The 16,302-nt window shown below is 47.6% G+C and carries 15 protein-coding genes and 2 pseudogenes; 7 read left to right on the top strand and 10 right to left on the bottom strand.

Annotated elements, in window-relative coordinates; genetic code table 11:
• Positions 1-83: 83 nt before the first annotated feature.
• The 4 genes and pseudogenes from NX722_RS02070 to NX722_RS02055 form a co-directional block, all read right to left on the bottom strand.
• Positions 84-196: pseudogene (locus NX722_RS02070) on the bottom strand (IS5/IS1182 family transposase); the annotation flags it as partial.
• A 33-nt stretch (positions 197-229) separates the two neighbouring features.
• Positions 230-445, bottom strand: coding sequence for a DUF397 domain-containing protein (locus NX722_RS02065; protein WP_262566499.1), 216 nt, complete (start codon positions 443-445; stop codon positions 230-232).
• Between the two features lie 62 nt (positions 446-507).
• Positions 508-597 (bottom strand): annotated as a pseudogene (locus NX722_RS02060) (IS5/IS1182 family transposase); the annotation flags it as partial.
• A 133-nt stretch (positions 598-730) separates the two neighbouring features.
• Complete coding sequence (locus NX722_RS02055; protein WP_262565184.1) at positions 731-1,975, bottom strand: ISL3 family transposase; 1,245 nt, start codon at positions 1,973-1,975, stop codon at positions 731-733.
• A 63-nt stretch (positions 1,976-2,038) separates the two neighbouring features.
• On the opposite strand from NX722_RS02055, the gene NX722_RS02050 reads away from it, so the two are divergent.
• From NX722_RS02050 to NX722_RS02040, 3 genes are all read left to right on the top strand, one after another.
• Positions 2,039-3,016 (top strand): PLP-dependent cysteine synthase family protein, encoded by a 978-nt coding sequence (locus tag NX722_RS02050; RefSeq protein WP_322740962.1) that lies wholly within the window; start codon positions 2,039-2,041, stop codon positions 3,014-3,016.
• A 22-nt stretch (positions 3,017-3,038) separates the two neighbouring features.
• Positions 3,039-3,638 (top strand): short chain dehydrogenase, encoded by a 600-nt coding sequence (locus NX722_RS02045; RefSeq protein WP_262566498.1) that lies wholly within the window; start codon positions 3,039-3,041, stop codon positions 3,636-3,638.
• Positions 3,639-3,831: 193 nt separating this feature from the next.
• Positions 3,832-4,437, top strand: coding sequence for a hypothetical protein (locus NX722_RS02040; RefSeq protein WP_262566497.1), 606 nt, complete (start codon positions 3,832-3,834; stop codon positions 4,435-4,437).
• A gap of 54 nt (positions 4,438-4,491) precedes the next feature.
• Here the strand turns inward: NX722_RS02040 and NX722_RS02035 are convergent, their stop codons facing one another.
• The 3 genes from NX722_RS02035 to NX722_RS02025 all read right to left on the bottom strand — a co-directional run bounded on the left by NX722_RS02035 (position 4,492) and on the right by NX722_RS02025 (position 8,962).
• Complete coding sequence (locus NX722_RS02035) at positions 4,492-5,745, bottom strand: methyltransferase (protein WP_262566496.1); 1,254 nt, start codon at positions 5,743-5,745, stop codon at positions 4,492-4,494.
• A gap of 145 nt (positions 5,746-5,890) precedes the next feature.
• Positions 5,891-7,222 carry a hypothetical protein gene (locus NX722_RS02030; protein WP_262566495.1) on the bottom strand — a complete coding sequence of 444 codons (1,332 nt, stop codon included), beginning with the start codon at positions 7,220-7,222 and terminating at the stop codon, positions 5,891-5,893.
• Positions 7,223-7,612: 390 nt separating this feature from the next.
• Complete coding sequence (locus NX722_RS02025) at positions 7,613-8,962, bottom strand: hypothetical protein (protein ID WP_262566494.1); 1,350 nt, start codon at positions 8,960-8,962, stop codon at positions 7,613-7,615.
• A 393-nt stretch (positions 8,963-9,355) separates the two neighbouring features.
• Between NX722_RS02025 and NX722_RS02020 the strand changes: the two genes are divergently transcribed.
• Both NX722_RS02020 and NX722_RS02015 read left to right on the top strand, forming a co-directional pair.
• Positions 9,356-9,619 (top strand): YihD family protein, encoded by a 264-nt coding sequence (locus tag NX722_RS02020; protein WP_262566493.1) that lies wholly within the window; start codon positions 9,356-9,358, stop codon positions 9,617-9,619.
• Positions 9,620-9,703: 84 nt separating this feature from the next.
• Positions 9,704-10,090: a YybH family protein gene (locus NX722_RS02015; RefSeq protein WP_262566492.1), complete on the top strand. Its 387-nt coding sequence runs from the start codon at positions 9,704-9,706 to the stop codon at positions 10,088-10,090.
• Positions 10,091-10,149: 59 nt separating this feature from the next.
• Here the strand turns inward: NX722_RS02015 and NX722_RS02010 are convergent, their stop codons facing one another.
• Positions 10,150-11,751 (bottom strand): hypothetical protein, encoded by a 1,602-nt coding sequence (locus NX722_RS02010; protein WP_262566491.1) that lies wholly within the window; start codon positions 11,749-11,751, stop codon positions 10,150-10,152.
• Between the two features lie 305 nt (positions 11,752-12,056).
• Here NX722_RS02010 and NX722_RS02005 point away from each other — a divergent pair, with 305 nt between their 5' ends.
• On the top strand, positions 12,057-14,075 hold the full coding sequence (locus NX722_RS02005; protein ID WP_262566490.1) for an acetoacetate--CoA ligase: 2,019 nt from the start codon (positions 12,057-12,059) through the stop codon (positions 14,073-14,075).
• A gap of 31 nt (positions 14,076-14,106) precedes the next feature.
• Here NX722_RS02005 and NX722_RS02000 read toward each other — a convergent pair whose 3' ends face one another.
• Entirely contained in the window at positions 14,107-14,682 is a 576-nt protein-coding gene (locus NX722_RS02000; RefSeq protein WP_262566489.1) for a hemerythrin domain-containing protein, read from the bottom strand.
• A 196-nt stretch (positions 14,683-14,878) separates the two neighbouring features.
• Between NX722_RS02000 and NX722_RS01995 the strand changes: the two genes are divergently transcribed.
• The gene (locus NX722_RS01995; protein WP_262566488.1) at positions 14,879-15,715 is read left to right on the top strand and encodes a DUF4922 domain-containing protein; all 837 of its coding nucleotides are present in this window, start codon (positions 14,879-14,881) and stop codon (positions 15,713-15,715) included.
• Between the two features lie 15 nt (positions 15,716-15,730).
• Here the strand turns inward: NX722_RS01995 and NX722_RS01990 are convergent, their stop codons facing one another.
• The gene (locus NX722_RS01990; RefSeq protein ID WP_262566487.1) at positions 15,731-16,192 is read right to left on the bottom strand and encodes a GNAT family N-acetyltransferase; all 462 of its coding nucleotides are present in this window, start codon (positions 16,190-16,192) and stop codon (positions 15,731-15,733) included.
• Positions 16,193-16,302: the final 110 nt, after the last annotated feature.

Genomic DNA, 16,302 nt, shown 5'->3' with positions numbered 1-16,302 from the left:
GGGTCGCACTGCTATTCAGTTGCGTATACAGCAGACAATGTAGACCATTCTTAGAAGCTGTTCATAATCTTAGTCTTCTCAACAAGAACACCTAGTGCAGCACAAAATACATCGTAAAGGTCGACGGTGCAGGGCTGGGTATTTTACGAGGGCTTTCAAGGATCGGAAGGATAGGCTCAAACTGTTCACGGCTGATATCGCTGGGGTACTTCTAAATACCTTACCCACTTCAGCTCAAATCAAACTCTCCGTTCTTGACTCCCTTGATAAAAGCATTCCATTCGTCTGAACTAAAAACCAGCGTCGCTCTGTCCGGATCGTTGCTTTGTTTCACAGCAACCTCTTTTTCCGGACTGATTGCAACAGAAACACAGACAGGGTGTTCCGGGCTAAGACAGGCTGAGGATTTTTTAAAGTGCCTGTCATTTTTAAAGTAAGAGTTCATAATTTACTCCTCTTTGTCAGTGACGACTTACTCAGTCTAGCTATGAACGCTAAATGTGTAAATTTTCCTGCATCATAGCCTCTATACAACGCATAAGCGGTATTCTTAACGCTCTGGGCATCGACGCTAGCGAAGCTCGTTTTCTCTTGTCGCCCCTGAGGCTGTTTGATTACTGGGATCCACTTCAGAGACACTGCGGGTGGTTCAGTGAAACAACCAGATGTTAAAGGCTTTTTAGGAGATATTCTTTAATGAGTCGAAATAGTAAATTGGCTCTTCGCCGTTTCATATGGATTTCAGTAAATCCGCTACAGGGCTGGCAATCATATAGATCATCATCAGAAAAGTTCCTGTATTTCGATAGCCCCTTGCTCTGCTTCTGGCTGCCTGAAACAAGCTGTTCAGCCCTTCCATGCGAGCATTGGTATAGGTTGAAGACCATCGTTGTATTATCTTATCAGCGTGACTCTCTACCGTTGATAATGCCTTACGTACCGGAACCAGAATTTCACACTCTCCCAGTTCAGATTTTGCATATTTGATGAAATGCGTTAACCTCCAGCGAGCCGCCTGCGCTGTTTTGGCCTTCCGGATCCAGCGGAGCTTTTCCTTGATTCGCCATGCTATACCAGTTTTCAAGTCACTGCTTTCCAGTTCGGCAAGTGCTTCCACCTGTTTTTCAGTAAGTGGCCCATCTGCCTTCTTTAGCACTGCCCAGCGCAAACTTTTCGGATGCTGCCCCAGTTTTCGCTCCTCTTTGCGGACATCGCCAACAGCCCGGGTAAACAGCTGAACAACGTGGAACCAGTCAACAGTGACGTTGGCTTGCGGCAGCTCTTCTTTCACGGCGGCCAAGAACGCTTTTGACATATCGCAAACCACCTCAAGCACATTATCTGCCTGGCCTCCATGCTTCTCCAGAAACGCCCTGAACTCCTTAATAGTACCTTTGCCCTTACCTGTGGTGGCAAAGATTACGGGCTTGTCGTGCCTGTCCATATCAATGAAAACGGTAACATAGTTATGACCTCGTTTTGAGGCCGTTTCGTCCAGCCCTATAGCCTTCAGAGATGACAGATCCATTTGCAGTAATGCCTGACTGACGTAATGCTTGATCACCCGCCATATACGCTTGTCATTGACTCCAATATGTTTGGCACAGGCTTTGACCGGCATCTCCCTGACCAGAGACAGCAACGCCTGTTCAAAAAGAAGGGTAAACTTACTGTTCTCTCTGGCCCAGGGAACATTTACACGAAGAGTGCCGTGTTCTTCACAGGTTGTCCGAGGTACTTTAGCGGTGATATAGCAATGATGCTGAAAAAAGTTCAGATGCTGCCAGGTTAGTTCCTTAAAGTCATGCGTCGGGCAAGCCTTACCGCATTTGGGGCAGGGAAACAGGCTGCCACGATCAGCGCTGACTCTGAGTCTGAGTTGGTTGGGCTTCTGGGATGTATCGAGGTGTTGATCAACTATTTTCCAGGGTGCCTGCAAACCAAGACCAAGCATGAAAATCTGGTTACCATCCATGAACAATTGCGAAACCTGTGTACTTTATTTGGCGGGTAATTATCAGTCAGATAACCGTACTAAATCCATAGCAAACAGCGAGGAACCAGTAAATTACTCCCGTCGGCAGTTGAAGCAATCGGCTGCACCCCAGTCGTTGAGCTTAATCGTCTTACTCACGGAATTGATGGTCGAATTGTTGCCAAACTTGAATTCCTTAACCCCGGATCGTCAAAAAAGGACAGAATTGCACGTCAGATCATCGAGGATGCTGAAAGGGAGGGGTTACTGAAACCTGGTCAGGCTGTAATCGAACTGACGAGCGGAAACACCGGCACAGGATTAGCCATTGTGTGTGCTGCCAGGGGGTATCATTTTATTGCCGTCATGTCGCGGGGAAATTCAACAGAGAGAGCCCGTATGATGAAAGCGCTTGGGGCAGAAGTGGTATTGGTCGATCAATGCCCTGATTCAACCCCCGGGCAGGTATCTGGCGCTGATCTGGAGCGTGTCAGGCAAAGGACTATTGAGCTTACCGCCGAGCGAGGCGCTTTTCGTGCCGACCAGTTTAAGCTGGAGGGAAGTTGGCGGGCACACTTCAAAAACACAGGGCCGGAAATCATTCAGCAGGTTGGTCATATTGATGCATTCTGTGACTTTGTCGGCTCAGGTGGCACCTTCGCCGGTTGCAGCAAATACTTCAAGGAAGTGGATCACTCGATTGATTGTTATATCGTTGAACCTGAAGGTGCTGCCGTCCTCAGTGGCGAGAAGCCAACCAATCCAAATCATCGAATCCAGGGGGGTGGGTATTCCATGCCAGACCTCTCCCTGATTGACTCTGCCTGCATTGATGGTTTTATGAAGGTGACTGATGAAGACGCGATGTACTGGGCGAGACAACTTGCCAAGGTAGAAGGACTATTTGCAGGTTTTAGCGCAGGGGCTAACCTGGCCGCAGCGATGCAACTGCTAAAAACTACTCACTCAGGAAAAACCATAGCCATTCTGCTTTGCGATTCAGGTCTAAAGTATTTGAGTACTGATTTGTGGCCGGAATAGGTTTTATAACAGGAGAACCATTATGAAAATTGTCGTTATCGGAGCTACCGGAACTATCGGCTCACGCATCGTCAAGGCACTGGAAGGCAAACATGAGGTGATCAAAGTCGGCAAGTCCAGCGGCGAATACCAGATGGACATCAGCAACACTCATTCTATTCTCAACGTGTTCGAAGAGATCAACGCCTTTGATCACCTGATCTGTGCCACTGGTAATGTCGCATTTAACTCATTCACAGACATGAGTGCTGAAGAGTGGCAGCTTAGCCTGAGCAATAAACTAATGGGACAGGTCAACCTCACCCGGGAGGCTTTAAAATACCTGTCACCCAGAGGCTCTGTTACCCTGACTTCAGGGATTCTCAGTGACCACACCATTGCTACAGGCACAGGTGCCAGTACAGTAAACGGAGCCGTAGAACATTTTGTCAAAGCGGTATCTACAGAACTGCCTAATGGCATTCGGATTAATGTGGTCAGCCCCAGCCTGCTGCAGGAATCTGTTGACGTTTATGGTGATTTCTTCCCGGGCTACCAGCCGGTGTCCGGAGACCTTGTTGCGAAAGCTTACGTTCGTTCAGCACTTGGGGTCGCTACCGGACAGGTATTCAAAGTTCATTAAGTTCGGCACAGTCTGAAATTATCAAATAATCAGGAGCCTGAACGAGTACAAACTTGCCCTCAGGCGTCGTTTCATCAATCATTTAGTACTCTCCGTTATAAGTGAAAAAACATACAGATCAGCACAACTAGCGATTGATTATTTGAGTCAGCCTGAAAGAATAGGCGGATTTTTTTTCGTCGAGGTGAAGCTGTTGATTTCTAAAGAATTTTTTCTTAAAGCACTGAGTAATAACAAAGCCGTTCGCACACAGGACATGGATCTGCTGACCGCATGGTTTGACTTCCCTGAGCGTGCAGTCACTGCAGAGCAGGTTGCTGAGGTGACCGGTGCCAAGCGGGCATCCCTGATTGTGAATAATCTGGGCAAGCGTATCGCCAGCTTTCTGGAAATCGAGCCTGAAGGCACTGCCGCATCCATTCTCGCTCTGGAAGGGACGGTTGGCGAAGCGCCTGTCTGGATCATGCGTGACGAGCTGGCTGCTGCCCTGGTAGAGTCTGGTGCTGTTGCCGCTGCCCCTGCTGAAGCTAAGCCGGGGTATGAAGAAGCCGAACCGGGTTCCCTGAAAGCCGTTCTGATTGAGTACGACCAGAAAGTTGTTCGTGCTGCCTACCCTCAGACACCTGTTGCTAACCGACTGCTCAACCCGGAAATGATCAATGCCCTGATCAGTGAACTGCCGGCTAACAAGCGTGTTTACCAGAGAGCGATCCCTGCCGGGCTGCGTAAAAAGGTCAGCACTCAGGAAGCTAACCGATTCTTGCAACCGATTCTGAAGTTGTTGCAAGAAAACGCCTGATTGAGCTTTTTATGAAAGTTTATGCATCTTCACAGGAAGATGCATAAAATGGCTTTAACACCGGATTGACGAAAGCACAACAAATTTGGAATTAGAGGCCACCAGAGTGCATTGACCAAACAGTTTTTTCATCAATGCGTGATACCCCAGATGCCGGTTACCAATGACCCGGAACTCACCGCCCGGTTTCAGAACCTGTTTTGCATCCCGAAACATACGCTGGGCAATCTGATCGCCAACAGTATTCTGCTGATGAAAAGGAGGATTACATAACACGCAGTCGGCGCTATTGGCAGGAAAGCCCTGTAATGCATCATTCACTTTAAAGCTCGCCTGAGCCTCGTTCATGCTGTTCGCCTGCCAGCTTGCCTGAGCAGAAGCAACCGCCATATGCGACTCGTCAACAAAGGTGATATGACCCGGATTCTGCATCGCGGTGGCAATGCCGATGATGCCATTACCACAGCCCATGTCGATAATATTGCCCCCTATGCCCGTTGGCAGGTGTTCGATAAAGAAGCGGGCACCAATATCCAGGCTGTCTCTGGAAAACGTGTTGGCATGATTAATCAGCTTAATGCCATTGTGCGGTTTACGGGCGTTATCAACCTGCCAGTGCCTGGGGTATTTAGACTCTGGTGCCTTACGTTGCAGATCAGTGTCTGCCATCAGCAGGCGCGCTTTTTTCTTCGCCCTGGACAGGCTGGCAGGCCCAATAATCTGCTCCAGTTGTTCCAGTGCTGAATGAGGCAGATGCTTGACCATGGCTGCCACGACCACCTTGCTGCCTTCATGCAGAAAGGGCTTGATCTGAATCAGCTGCTCCCGGAACCAGGACTGATTTTTCGGTAATTTCATCAGCACCACATCCCACTTCCCCTTCGCTCTGTTACACGCTGGTTCGGCAGTTGAAGGAATCACAGAAACAGAAGACACCGGCAGGTTATTCAGCTGTGCATTATGAGCCAGTGCCAGCTCGGCAATATGGGAGTCTGTATAAAGGGCAGGCTTGTAGTCATGCAGGTTCAGGCACAGCGCACCAAAGTTGTCATTACAGACCAGTACATTCTGGTCGGGGGCAGGCTGGCGCTGAGCAAACTCGGTAAAGAAATGGTTGAGCAGATACTCATCGGCTGCATCCCAGGCCTGCAGGGTTTCCCGTCGACGCAAAGGAATGCGTTGTAAAGTGAGAGTGTGAAAGGGCGAGTTAAAATGAGGATCAACGACAGACATGCTAAGAACACGCAAAAGCCAGAGTTTACCATATCTGTCACTGGCAGCCTCCAGCTCATACGATAACAATTCCAAACACAGTTTTCGCAGGCATGTATCTGCCTGAGCAGAGTAATTGTCAGCAGGCACGAAGAGCCTGCGAAGGCTCTGGGATTGAAAAACTGGGATTGGAAAACTGGGATTGGAAAAATAGGAGGGAGGTAAATTGCCTCCCGTGAACTTAGTGCGTTAATGTGTATTTATCCAGGAATATGCAGCCAGAAAAATTATAACCCTGCTCTGTAACTTTTTTGCACGGCCTGTTACTGGTTTTTGGGATCAGAACTGTCAGATTATCTTCATTTGCATCTGTTACTCTGGCTGTAAAATCATTATTTTCACTACCGCCATCAATAGCTCGCCAGTCTTTTATGTTGTTATTGACTACTTCAATAACTTTAAACATACCCTTTCCTTTAGTTGTGTAGCTAAACCCATCGGTAATCAGAAACAATCGGTCATTGACCACAGACAGGCTCCGGTAACCTCCGTAGGCGGCAATACTCAAGCTTCTGGGACCTTGTTTGGTCTCAGTGTCGTATCCCTGAACAAAAACTGCTTTCATGTAATTTTTAGTATACCCTTCAGAAATGGCATAGAATGTGTCTCCAACGATTGTAAAATCAACGTAGGTTTTCGAACTGCCAATACGGCTTAAATTGGTAAAGAATTCGTAGCCTGCCTTATACTTAGAGTGCTTACTGTCGTATTGATAGCGATAAACAACTGGAAGACGTGAGTTGTACCTGCCAGCACGGTTACCAATCAGGTAAATATCATGATTTTTATTCATGATAACTTTTTTAATCGTAAGAGGGTTTTCATTATTCCCGGGAAGTGGCATCTGTTTCATTTTCTTTCTTTTGATTAGCCAAATTTTGTCTGTAGACGCCACTACACTAAAAGTGCCTTTGCTAGATAAACTGATCGGCTTTTCTGGTAATTCCCAAGTGATCCGGCCCTTCATGGCGGCCCTGCCTTCTCTGACTTTGTAGCTTATAAAACCGTAAGTTTGATTACTACCCATGTAAATCATGTTTAAGCGTTTAGTTTCAGGGGCGTAGTTCATTTCAATTCCCTTGAGATTGCTGTTATCCCCCGAGTTCAGAGGAAAGTCATAGTTTTCCTGTAATTCGGACCGAGGAATAAACGGCATACGCCATATGCCGGGCTGATCGAGATACCCATCAGAAACCTGTAGCGGTAGAAGAATATCACTTCCGGTTTGCTTTTTTAAAAAAATAAAGCAGTCTGTAATTTTGCAGAAGGAGTAGAAAAGATGGTCTTTATCTGTGTTCTTTGGAACAGAGGCTGCTTTGACATCAGGGCTGAATGGTAAAGTTACGACATAAAACAATACTCCCGAGGCTAGAGCATAAAAAAATTTCTGCGATAAACGACAGAAGAGGATCAATGAAATAAAAGGTAGTCTTAGAAAAGAAGGAAGACTGCGCATGATGGTCACCTGAAAATCAAAAGCCATCTTTTGTGTAAACTGGGAAGCAACTGGCACTCACAGCTCCTCCAGCAAGAATCATTCTGTCTTACACTGTATTTTTCCTTAAATGACCGGCGGAGTAAGTAAAGCAGCTCAAGTGGCTAAACGGAGATATGAAGTTAAAATAGACTACTATTGTACAATGAGCAAACGACAGTCGTAGTTTCTAAGTAACTACTTCTCAGTAACTACTGGAAAGCCCACAAAGCAATACACAAGAAGCGTTTTCAATCAAATCCGCCAGCCCTGGAAACAGCCCACCACTGACCTTTCGTCGTTTAACATACTCCCGTATCTGGCTCTCTCTCAGGTTGTTGTGCAGCAGTAAGCTTGCCCGGCTGGTGTACAGCCTGCTCAAAAATGGGAGCAAGTATGTAGACGAAAGGCAGCCGCAGTCTCTCTTGCTTATCGCCCATCTGGAATATAATTATTCATGTAATACTGTCGGCATTCATACCAGGTCATATTCCCGCAAATGCGATTATAAACTTCGACCCTGAAGTTTCTGCCCGCATTCTCAGCACGTTGAATATAGTACTGCCCACACTGTCTGATACCATCAACGGCACTAAAATCTGAGTGATACCAAAGATAAAGTGAATGGGCAAGGGCCGCGCCTGCGAGAACAGCGTTTAACTTAAAGGTGGTGGAAACAGGTTTGTCTGGTGTCTGTTGCCTGAATCGATTGCTATAAAGGTCCCATTTATCCTTAATGGATTCTTTCGGAAGGCTGTTTTTCAGCTTTGGGATAGCCCGGCTTTTCACTGGCTTGTCATCAGATGTCCCCATACTTCGGGAACCGCTTTTTCGCATACCGTAGCAAGTAGCAAGGCATTCATTATTGCTACAACTAGCAGGGCTTATAGATGCTCCAGCAACAAGTGCAGGCTGTTCCTGAACAGATGCGTCCAGCCTTTGCAAGGGCAATAACCCGTATTCGCGAGATATAACAAATCGAAATGATGCTGCATCCAGCAATGCTTCCAACGATTGCGGAGGGAGTTCTCTGTGTTGCCAGATAGTTATTTCGAACATGGAAGTGCTGTTCTCTCCGGGGTTTAGGCGGGCTATGGCTACTACACTGATTCCGGAAGGGTCGCTGCCATCAAGCACCAATGTAGATTTACCTATTGTCATTGCCAGAAGAATGGCAACTTCAAGGCTTCCAAAGTGATTCAAATCCCGTCGGACATCCGTGACCAGCTCCCTCGCTGTAGGGGGCAAGTCGACTGGCTCTGCGCTTTCTCTAATGGCTCTTAGAGTATTTATCGCTGTTAGAAGGATGCTGTGATATCCACGATTTGAAATACGCTCCAAACCCTCTACCAGCCGGTCGCGCTGGGCTGCAAACTCGAAAAAAAGCGTTCTCGCCAGCAAGTCACTCACCGCTGCTGCCTGAGTATGAGGGCTGTCCCACGACCGTGGGTCAATGTTACGAAACCGGGAAACAACAGAAGATCGTGTAGAAAATGAATTCATGACTCCCGTCATCAATGATCGATCACCGTGCTCATTATGCTCCCTATCATAGATTTGTATTGAGCGTGCAATCGATGAAGAATGGCAGAATCTGCCACCTTCCAGCGGTTTGCACTTAACCACTTCGTAGTCCAGTGATTCGAGTACTTTTTGTAACGGCTCTGGAATGGTCGCTTCTTCGCCCTTGCCAGCCATTGATACTCCGGCCTGGAACACCAGAAAGGTTATTAACAACGAACGCAGAAACAAACGTTTAAAGGTATAAGGCCCTCTCATCACTCCACCACCGTCGTTTTTGGTTAGATTTAGCTCACGGCAAGGATTCGGGAAATAAGCCACAAAGCCATATCACTTAGAAACCATCAGAAAAGACTCTATATGCCATATATGGCAATACGAATTATCGACAGCCCCATATCCGAATATGCCTTCGCACGAAAGTATAGAGGGTAAACCATGTCTCGCCGCCACTAATCCAGTCCCTCCCGTTCTGACAGAACCAATAAGCGTATCGCCGGCTAAGTTCAGACCGGCGAGATCAGGGAAGTTAAAAACTAAACATTCATACAACTTGTATGTATCATGCTCTTACAAATCAATATGATACGAATTCATGCATTAACAATTTCTTCGAACACAATTCTTCACCACAGGGCAAGGGAGTAAAGTATGCAATGCCACCGTATTAACGAGCTGCTGGATCTGTTGAAAGACGAATGGATGACCAGCCAAAATGACAGCCTGATGAGCTTTCTGGGCAAAATAGCTGAAGAAGCCGGACACAAAGGCGACCTCCGCGCAATGAACGACGATATGCTGATATATCACCTGAAAATGCGCAGTCGTGACCACCATGAGATGATCCCCGGTATTGCCAAGGACTGCATTGACGATTTCAAGACCGCGATTCTAAAGGCCCGTGGCATCAGCTGAAGAATTTATCGACTCTTTCTGGCAGTCGCCGCTATTTCTTATAGACTTCTAATGACGCTTGATCGCTATGTTAGGAGTCTTAATATGTCCACAAGACTGGAAGGGGAGGCACTGGCACCTTTCCTGCATATCATCAGACAATATGAACGCTGCATAAAAGACAAGGATGTAGACGGTATGATGTCTCTGTTCGTGGACGATAACGAACCGCACAGCTTCGGTCTGCACGTCAACCTGAGCAGCCGCTCAGCCATTGAACAGCGCTACAACGACTACTTCAGCAGTGAAGATGGATTTGAGTCAGAAACTGAAACGCCTGTCGTATACCTTTATGGTGAGGCAGCCTGCATGTGTACCCAATTGAATGTAAAAGGGCACGAAAACCCTAAAGTTCGTGTGACGGCATTTCTGGAAAACCATTCAGGAAAGTGGCTGATTCGCCACCAGCATTTCTCCCCCTCTCCGGAATAGCCTGACAAACATTCATTCCCGCCTTCGCGGGTATGACGAAGGTTTTGCATGCATGGTTTTTAACGCTTCCACTGTGACCAAAGGGAGTCTGTTAAGCCGGACCTGATTGCACGAACACCATAAACACACAGTGCTAAATAGCATAAACCTATAACCCTGCGGGCAAGGTAGTAAATATCATCAAAACCCCCGAGGCTGTTAGCCGGAATAACCCTTGCTGCATGATTATTAGTGATGGTTGGATTGTGGCTCAACATTGGCCACTGACAATCACCGCCTTTAAAAGCCTGGTTAACAGAGGCAGGCAGGCTGCCCCTTCTTCCTTCATAATGCTCAATCATACTGATCAACTGTGCATTCGCTGACTTTAATGCCACGATATTCTTTGACCAGGACGCTATGCTGGTTTGATTCGCCAGTATGATTCGTGCTGTTTCGGCAGGTTTCATACCACTTATAAACAATGACCGGAACAAGCGATCAAGCTGAGAAAGATGGCGGTTTACATCATTCTGCAAGGGTGTGTACGGTAAATAAATGGGCAGTTTTTCCAAAGTCATGGCAATAAACAGGCTGTGGTTACTGGTCACACCAACCACCGGTTGAGAGTAAGCAAATAATGCGTAGTACAGATCATCCTTCAGGAAGGGAAGCCTGGCGAAGTGAACGACTCTTCCATCTTCCTTTAGTATGGTTTCCCTGGGCGAAGCCGAAGGCGGATAATAAATCAGTTTTCCAACCCCCTCATCAATAAGAAATTCAGTCATTATCTGGCTTTCCAGAAAAGTGTCATCCATATTAGACAGAATCCACGCTTCAGCGGAGTCCCCCTCAAGGTGAGAGGCGATCGCGATAAATTCGGCAAAATTTCGGCTGACATGCTGGTAAGCCATATAATATCTGGGAGTGCTGCCTGAAGAATTTGCCCGTGTCAGATTGATAAAATGTGCCAGTTCCGGGTATTCCACCATCGCCCGATTAAAGTCATCCGTAAAAGCCAATGGCATGCCATGCTCTGCTTTTTTCAGCAGTTGCGGCTCTAACAGCATGCCATCCTCATCAGGCCCCAGCCCCAGATTAACCCGGTACCTGCACTGGCAGGGAAGCCCCGTCCAGGAAGCCGGTGTGCCAATCTGTGCAATAAAAAGACATTGCCCGGATGGCAGATCGAACCCTCTGCCCAGGAAGTTCAGGGCGATAATGACAAGAGAGGATTCGTCAAGCCACTGCTGTGCCAGTAACCTGTCTTCGGGATTATAGGAATCGGCAGTTCGTGTATATCTACCCTTGCCGGGTAAATAAAGTATTTCAACCTGGTCAGGAAAGTGGAATATCCGGTTAAATTTCTCACGGATACCGACCTTGTCCTGATCGTAATCCACGATCAAACGAATGCGCCGCCCGGGAAATTGTTCAGCAACAATATGCGCCACAGTACGAGCAGCAGCAATATAACCCAGTTGGGTGACGTGAGAGGTGAGAATAGTGATCGGTTTATCGACCTGTTTTCCTATTGTCATTGCTGATGGAGCAATAGCTGATGAAGCAATAGCTGATGAAGCAATGGGAGCAGAGGCCACCGGGCTGATATGACAGAACAGATAAAAGATCAGGCCAAAGCCCTGTTGTAAAAGCAACCGCTGCCATAATGGTTTGGGCACGCTGATGATCAATGAGGTCTCTCTTGGTAATCCATTCAACACTGCCTAACTATGTTGTGACATGAGGTTGTGACACGAGCTTGTGACACAAAGTTGTGACAAGCTGGCAGTATGAATTCTTCTGACCAGTCAAGGATAGACCTGTTTTCAGTTTCTGCCGGTTAAAGGGATCGGGAAATGGTCACCGCACAGCAACCCCAGACAGCCTGAATAACGGAATCGGTAAAACAGGTCGTAGCGTCGGCCTTTTTTACTTTACAGCCCACCATTGCACTGTGTCATGATAAACTGTGATCACCTGAAAAATGCCAGCTACATTTATGGATCTTGTGGCGGGTGAGAATAATAAACAGGAATCTTCGGTTATGACTCAGGTACTCTGGACCCCTTCAGAACAGACGATCAACAGCTCCAACCTGCAGGCTTTCAGCCTGGCGGCTCAACTAAAGACAGGTCAGACTTTCCCGGATTACAACCACCTTTATCAGTGGAGTATTTCTGAACGAGCGTCTTTCTGGGAACTGGTCGCCGATTACTTTCAGGTCATGCTCCATACCCCTCCACAAACCATTCTGGCAAACGACGCCATGCCCGGTGCCGACTGGTTTTCCGGAAGTACCCTGAACTATGCCGAGCATCTGTTGCGGCACAGGGAGTCTGACCAACCTGCCATTATTTTTCGGGGAGAGACAGGACGGAGGGAGTCCCTGACCTGGAAGACACTTTATCAGGCGGTTTCCGCAGCCCAGAGTGGGCTGGTTCAACAGGGCATCAGGAAAGGTGACCGGGTTGCTGCCCTTATGCCAAACTGCCCGGAAACCATCATCATGATGCTGGCCACTACGGCACTGGGAGCCATCTGGTCTTCCTGCTCTCCCGACTTTGGCCTTCAGGGAGTACTTGATCGTTTCGGGCAGATAGAACCCAAACTGCTTCTGGCCTGTGACGGTTACTTCTATGGTGGCAAAGTCATAGACTGCAAAGGCAAAATAGCCGCTATTCAGCAGGCCATTCCAGAGCTTCAGATGACGGTACTGGTACCTTTTATGGAGCCTGAACCTGACCTTTCTGCGCTACCGGATACGGAACTGTATTCCACGTTTGCCGCACAAGGCAGCCACGGGGTTCACTTCGAGCCTGTCGCATTTAATGACCCACTGTTTATCATGTATTCCTCGGGTACCACGGGTGTTCCCAAATGCATTGTTCATGGTCACGGCGGTACGCTGCTGCAACACCTGAAAGAGCTGGGACTGCATACCAATCTCAAGTCCACAGACCGTCTTTTCTATTTCACAACCTGTGGCTGGATGATGTGGAACTGGATGGTGTCTTCCCTGGCCCTGGGTGCGACTCTGATCATATACGACGGTTCTCCTTTTTTTCCCAAACCGTCCGCACTGATTGATTTACTGGAAGAAGAACAGGTCAGTGTATTCGGAACCAGTGCAAAATACATAGCCGCTCTGGAAAAGGCGGGCGTAAAACCGGATGAAACCCACGACCTCAGACACTTGAAAGCCATACTGTCGACTGGCTCTCCCCTGCTCCATGAGAGTTTCGACTATGTTTACCGTTCTGTAAAAAACGACGTGTGCCTTTCATCTATATCAGGCGGCACAGATATTGTTTCCTGCTTTGCCCTGGGCAACCCAACGCTGTCCGTTATCAGGGGTGAACTGCAATGCAGGGGACTGGGTATGGATGTGCAGTTCGTCAATAGCGAAGGACAGGCGCTCACTGGCGAAAAAGGTGAGCTGACCTGTCAGTCCAGCTTTCCCAGCATGCCGGTTGGCTTCTGGAATGATCCGGATGGAAGCCGCTACCGGAAAGCTTATTTTAATCGTTTTCCCAATGTCTGGGCCCATGGTGATTATGGTGAACTCAGACAGTCTGGCGGCATTGTGATCCATGGCCGTGCCGACGCGGTTTTAAATCCGGGTGGTGTCCGGATAGGTACGGCAGAAATCTATCGGCAGGTCGAGAAAGTTGAAGCCGTCCTGGAAAGTATTGCCATAGGGCAGGAGTGGGACAACGATGTTCGTGTCGTACTGTTCGTTAAGCTTCGACCCGGCCTGCAGCTCAATGATGAACTGATTAAAACCATTAAAATGACTATCCGAAGCAATACAACACCCAGGCATGTGCCAGCTGTTATATTGCAGGTGGCTGACATTCCCAGAACCATCAGCGGTAAAATTGTAGAACTGGCAGTAAGAGATATTGTCCACGGAAAAACCGTTGCCAATACCGAAGCGCTGGCCAACCCGGAAGCTTTGGAGTACTTCCGGAATCGGGCAGAGCTGGGAGCCTGTCGGACTTAAGACTGTCCTGCTGCGAAGTTAAAATGGGCAGTCAGACAGCAACCTGTTCTTTCTCGGTACCAATAACAAACTGGTAAAGATTTTCGTAAGAGTCCCAGAGATGCGCACCAAACAGAGGGTCAGGGTTACTATTCAGTGCGGATGTGACCGCTGCAACGTCCTCCTTTGTTAACAACGCTTGCATGGCTGGGATCATGCAGGTATTTTCCAGTTTGAGGTGGTTAATCTGCAGATCAGCATAGCGCTGGTAATCCGCCAGAAGTGCATCAATAGGTACTATCTGGTCATTTTGTATGGACTGGAAGCGATCAATAAGATTATTGGTCAACTGATTAATCTCAACGTGCTGGTCTTCAATCACTTCCAGTTTATCCCGCAATTCGCTATCCGTGATTCTGGGACGTAGTTTTGCCAGCAGTCGTGATTCAAGCGGATGATGAAAACTGTCAGGGTAATTATGGAGATAGTCCAGTGCATCGATAATCACAGATAGCCTGGGTCGACGGGTTGCCCCTTCTTTGTACTTTGAGATTTCTCTATCCAGACAAACCAGCAAGCGTGTCAGGTGTTCATGATCTTTTATAATTCTATCGATCAACATCGACATCGTACTCCCCCTTGTGAAGGACAGCTTTTTATCTGTGCCGGGATAAAAAGATATCCAAAACTCATGGTTATTATCGTTGTTAGGGTACTTGTATCATGCTGTGTTCGAAAAGTACCTGTCTCTGATACATTGACTTATATCAATTTTAAACAACTATCCTATTGATCTATAAGGAACCATAAAGACTATTGAGCCTATGAACGACAACAAACGTTTTTTTCATACCTCTGATCTGAAGCAATGGCTGCTCGAAACCAGTCAGAAAGCTCTGAATAATGGCTCTCTGCAATCGCTGTCTACGGAACTGGTCACCCTTTCCGGCGCTATCCCTTTTGAGGTCAGAAAGCTATCGAGCCTACGAACAAAACCTTCCCACAAGTTCGCTAAAAACACAGGCAAAAACCCATTTCTTCCTTATGAGAAAGCACTCTACATCTGTCATTTACAAGCTGGTCATGTGGTTCTGCTTAATAAATTCAATGTGGTGGATCATCATCTTCTGGTTGTTACACCAGAGTTTGAAGCCCAGGAAACATTACTGGGTGAAAAAGAGTTTCATGCCATACTGCAGGTCATGAGTTCATTCCCGATGCTGGCTTTTTATAACAGTGGCATGGAAGCGGGAGCCAGCCAGCCTCATCGCCACTTTCAGGCATTTCCTCAACCCGCCACCCTGCCAGTTGATGCAGTCCTGAAGCGTATCAGCCAGAATCCAGAGCGCCTGCTGGCGCTTCCATTCCCAAACCTGACCGTCGATATTGCCGGAAAAACAGCAGAACAGGTTTATAAACTATATCTCTCCATGATCAGCCAGTTTAACTGCGGCAAACCGGCCGGGCAGATCCTTGCCCCGTATAACCTTCTGATGACCGACAACTGGATGATGATGATTCCCAGAACCCGTGATCGTTATCAGGGCATATCAGTCAATGCCCTTGGGTTTGCCGGGCTTATTCTGGTTAAAAATGATGAGCAGCTTGATGCGGTGCAATCCCTGGGCGGCAACCGGTTACTGGCTGAGGTCTGTGCCTGAAACGGTTTACTGACGTTATTTCCGTCTGAACATGGCAATATGGGGGATACCATCTTCATCGTACGGCTCCCCCGATGCCATAAAGCCACAGCTCCCGTAATAGCTTTGCAGATGAGCCTGGGCGCTGAGGTAAATATCATTGTCAGGAAAAATCTCTTCAGATAACCGAACCGCTTCAGCAAGCAGAAGACGCCCTAAACCCTGCCCCCGAAAGGCTTCAGCAGTAATGACTCTGCCAATTGCCGGTTCCGGCTTTACGACTTCCGGTGGAATAACACGGGCATAGGCGGCCAGGGTTTTGCGTCCTTCGTCGTCAAAAAACCAGCCCATCAGGTGGTACGACACCTTATCCAGACCATCTGCGTCCTGATAGGCGCAGTTCTGTTCTACGACAAAGACTGATTGTCGCACTTCCAGAATCTCATACAGCTGGTCAAGACTGAGTTTTTCATAATGACACCATTCCCATTTTATCACTGCAGAATTTCCTGATCGTTAAAATGGCAAATGTATCAGATCAAAATAAAAAAAGCTGCGTCATCAAAAGGATAAACGCAGCTTATAGCAGAATGAAAGGCAGGAGTTTA

It is taken from the genome of Endozoicomonas gorgoniicola, assembly GCF_025562715.2.
Taxonomy (GTDB): domain Bacteria; phylum Pseudomonadota; class Gammaproteobacteria; order Pseudomonadales; family Endozoicomonadaceae; genus Endozoicomonas_A; species Endozoicomonas_A gorgoniicola.
This window is presented reverse-complemented; position numbering and strand designations above follow the sequence as displayed.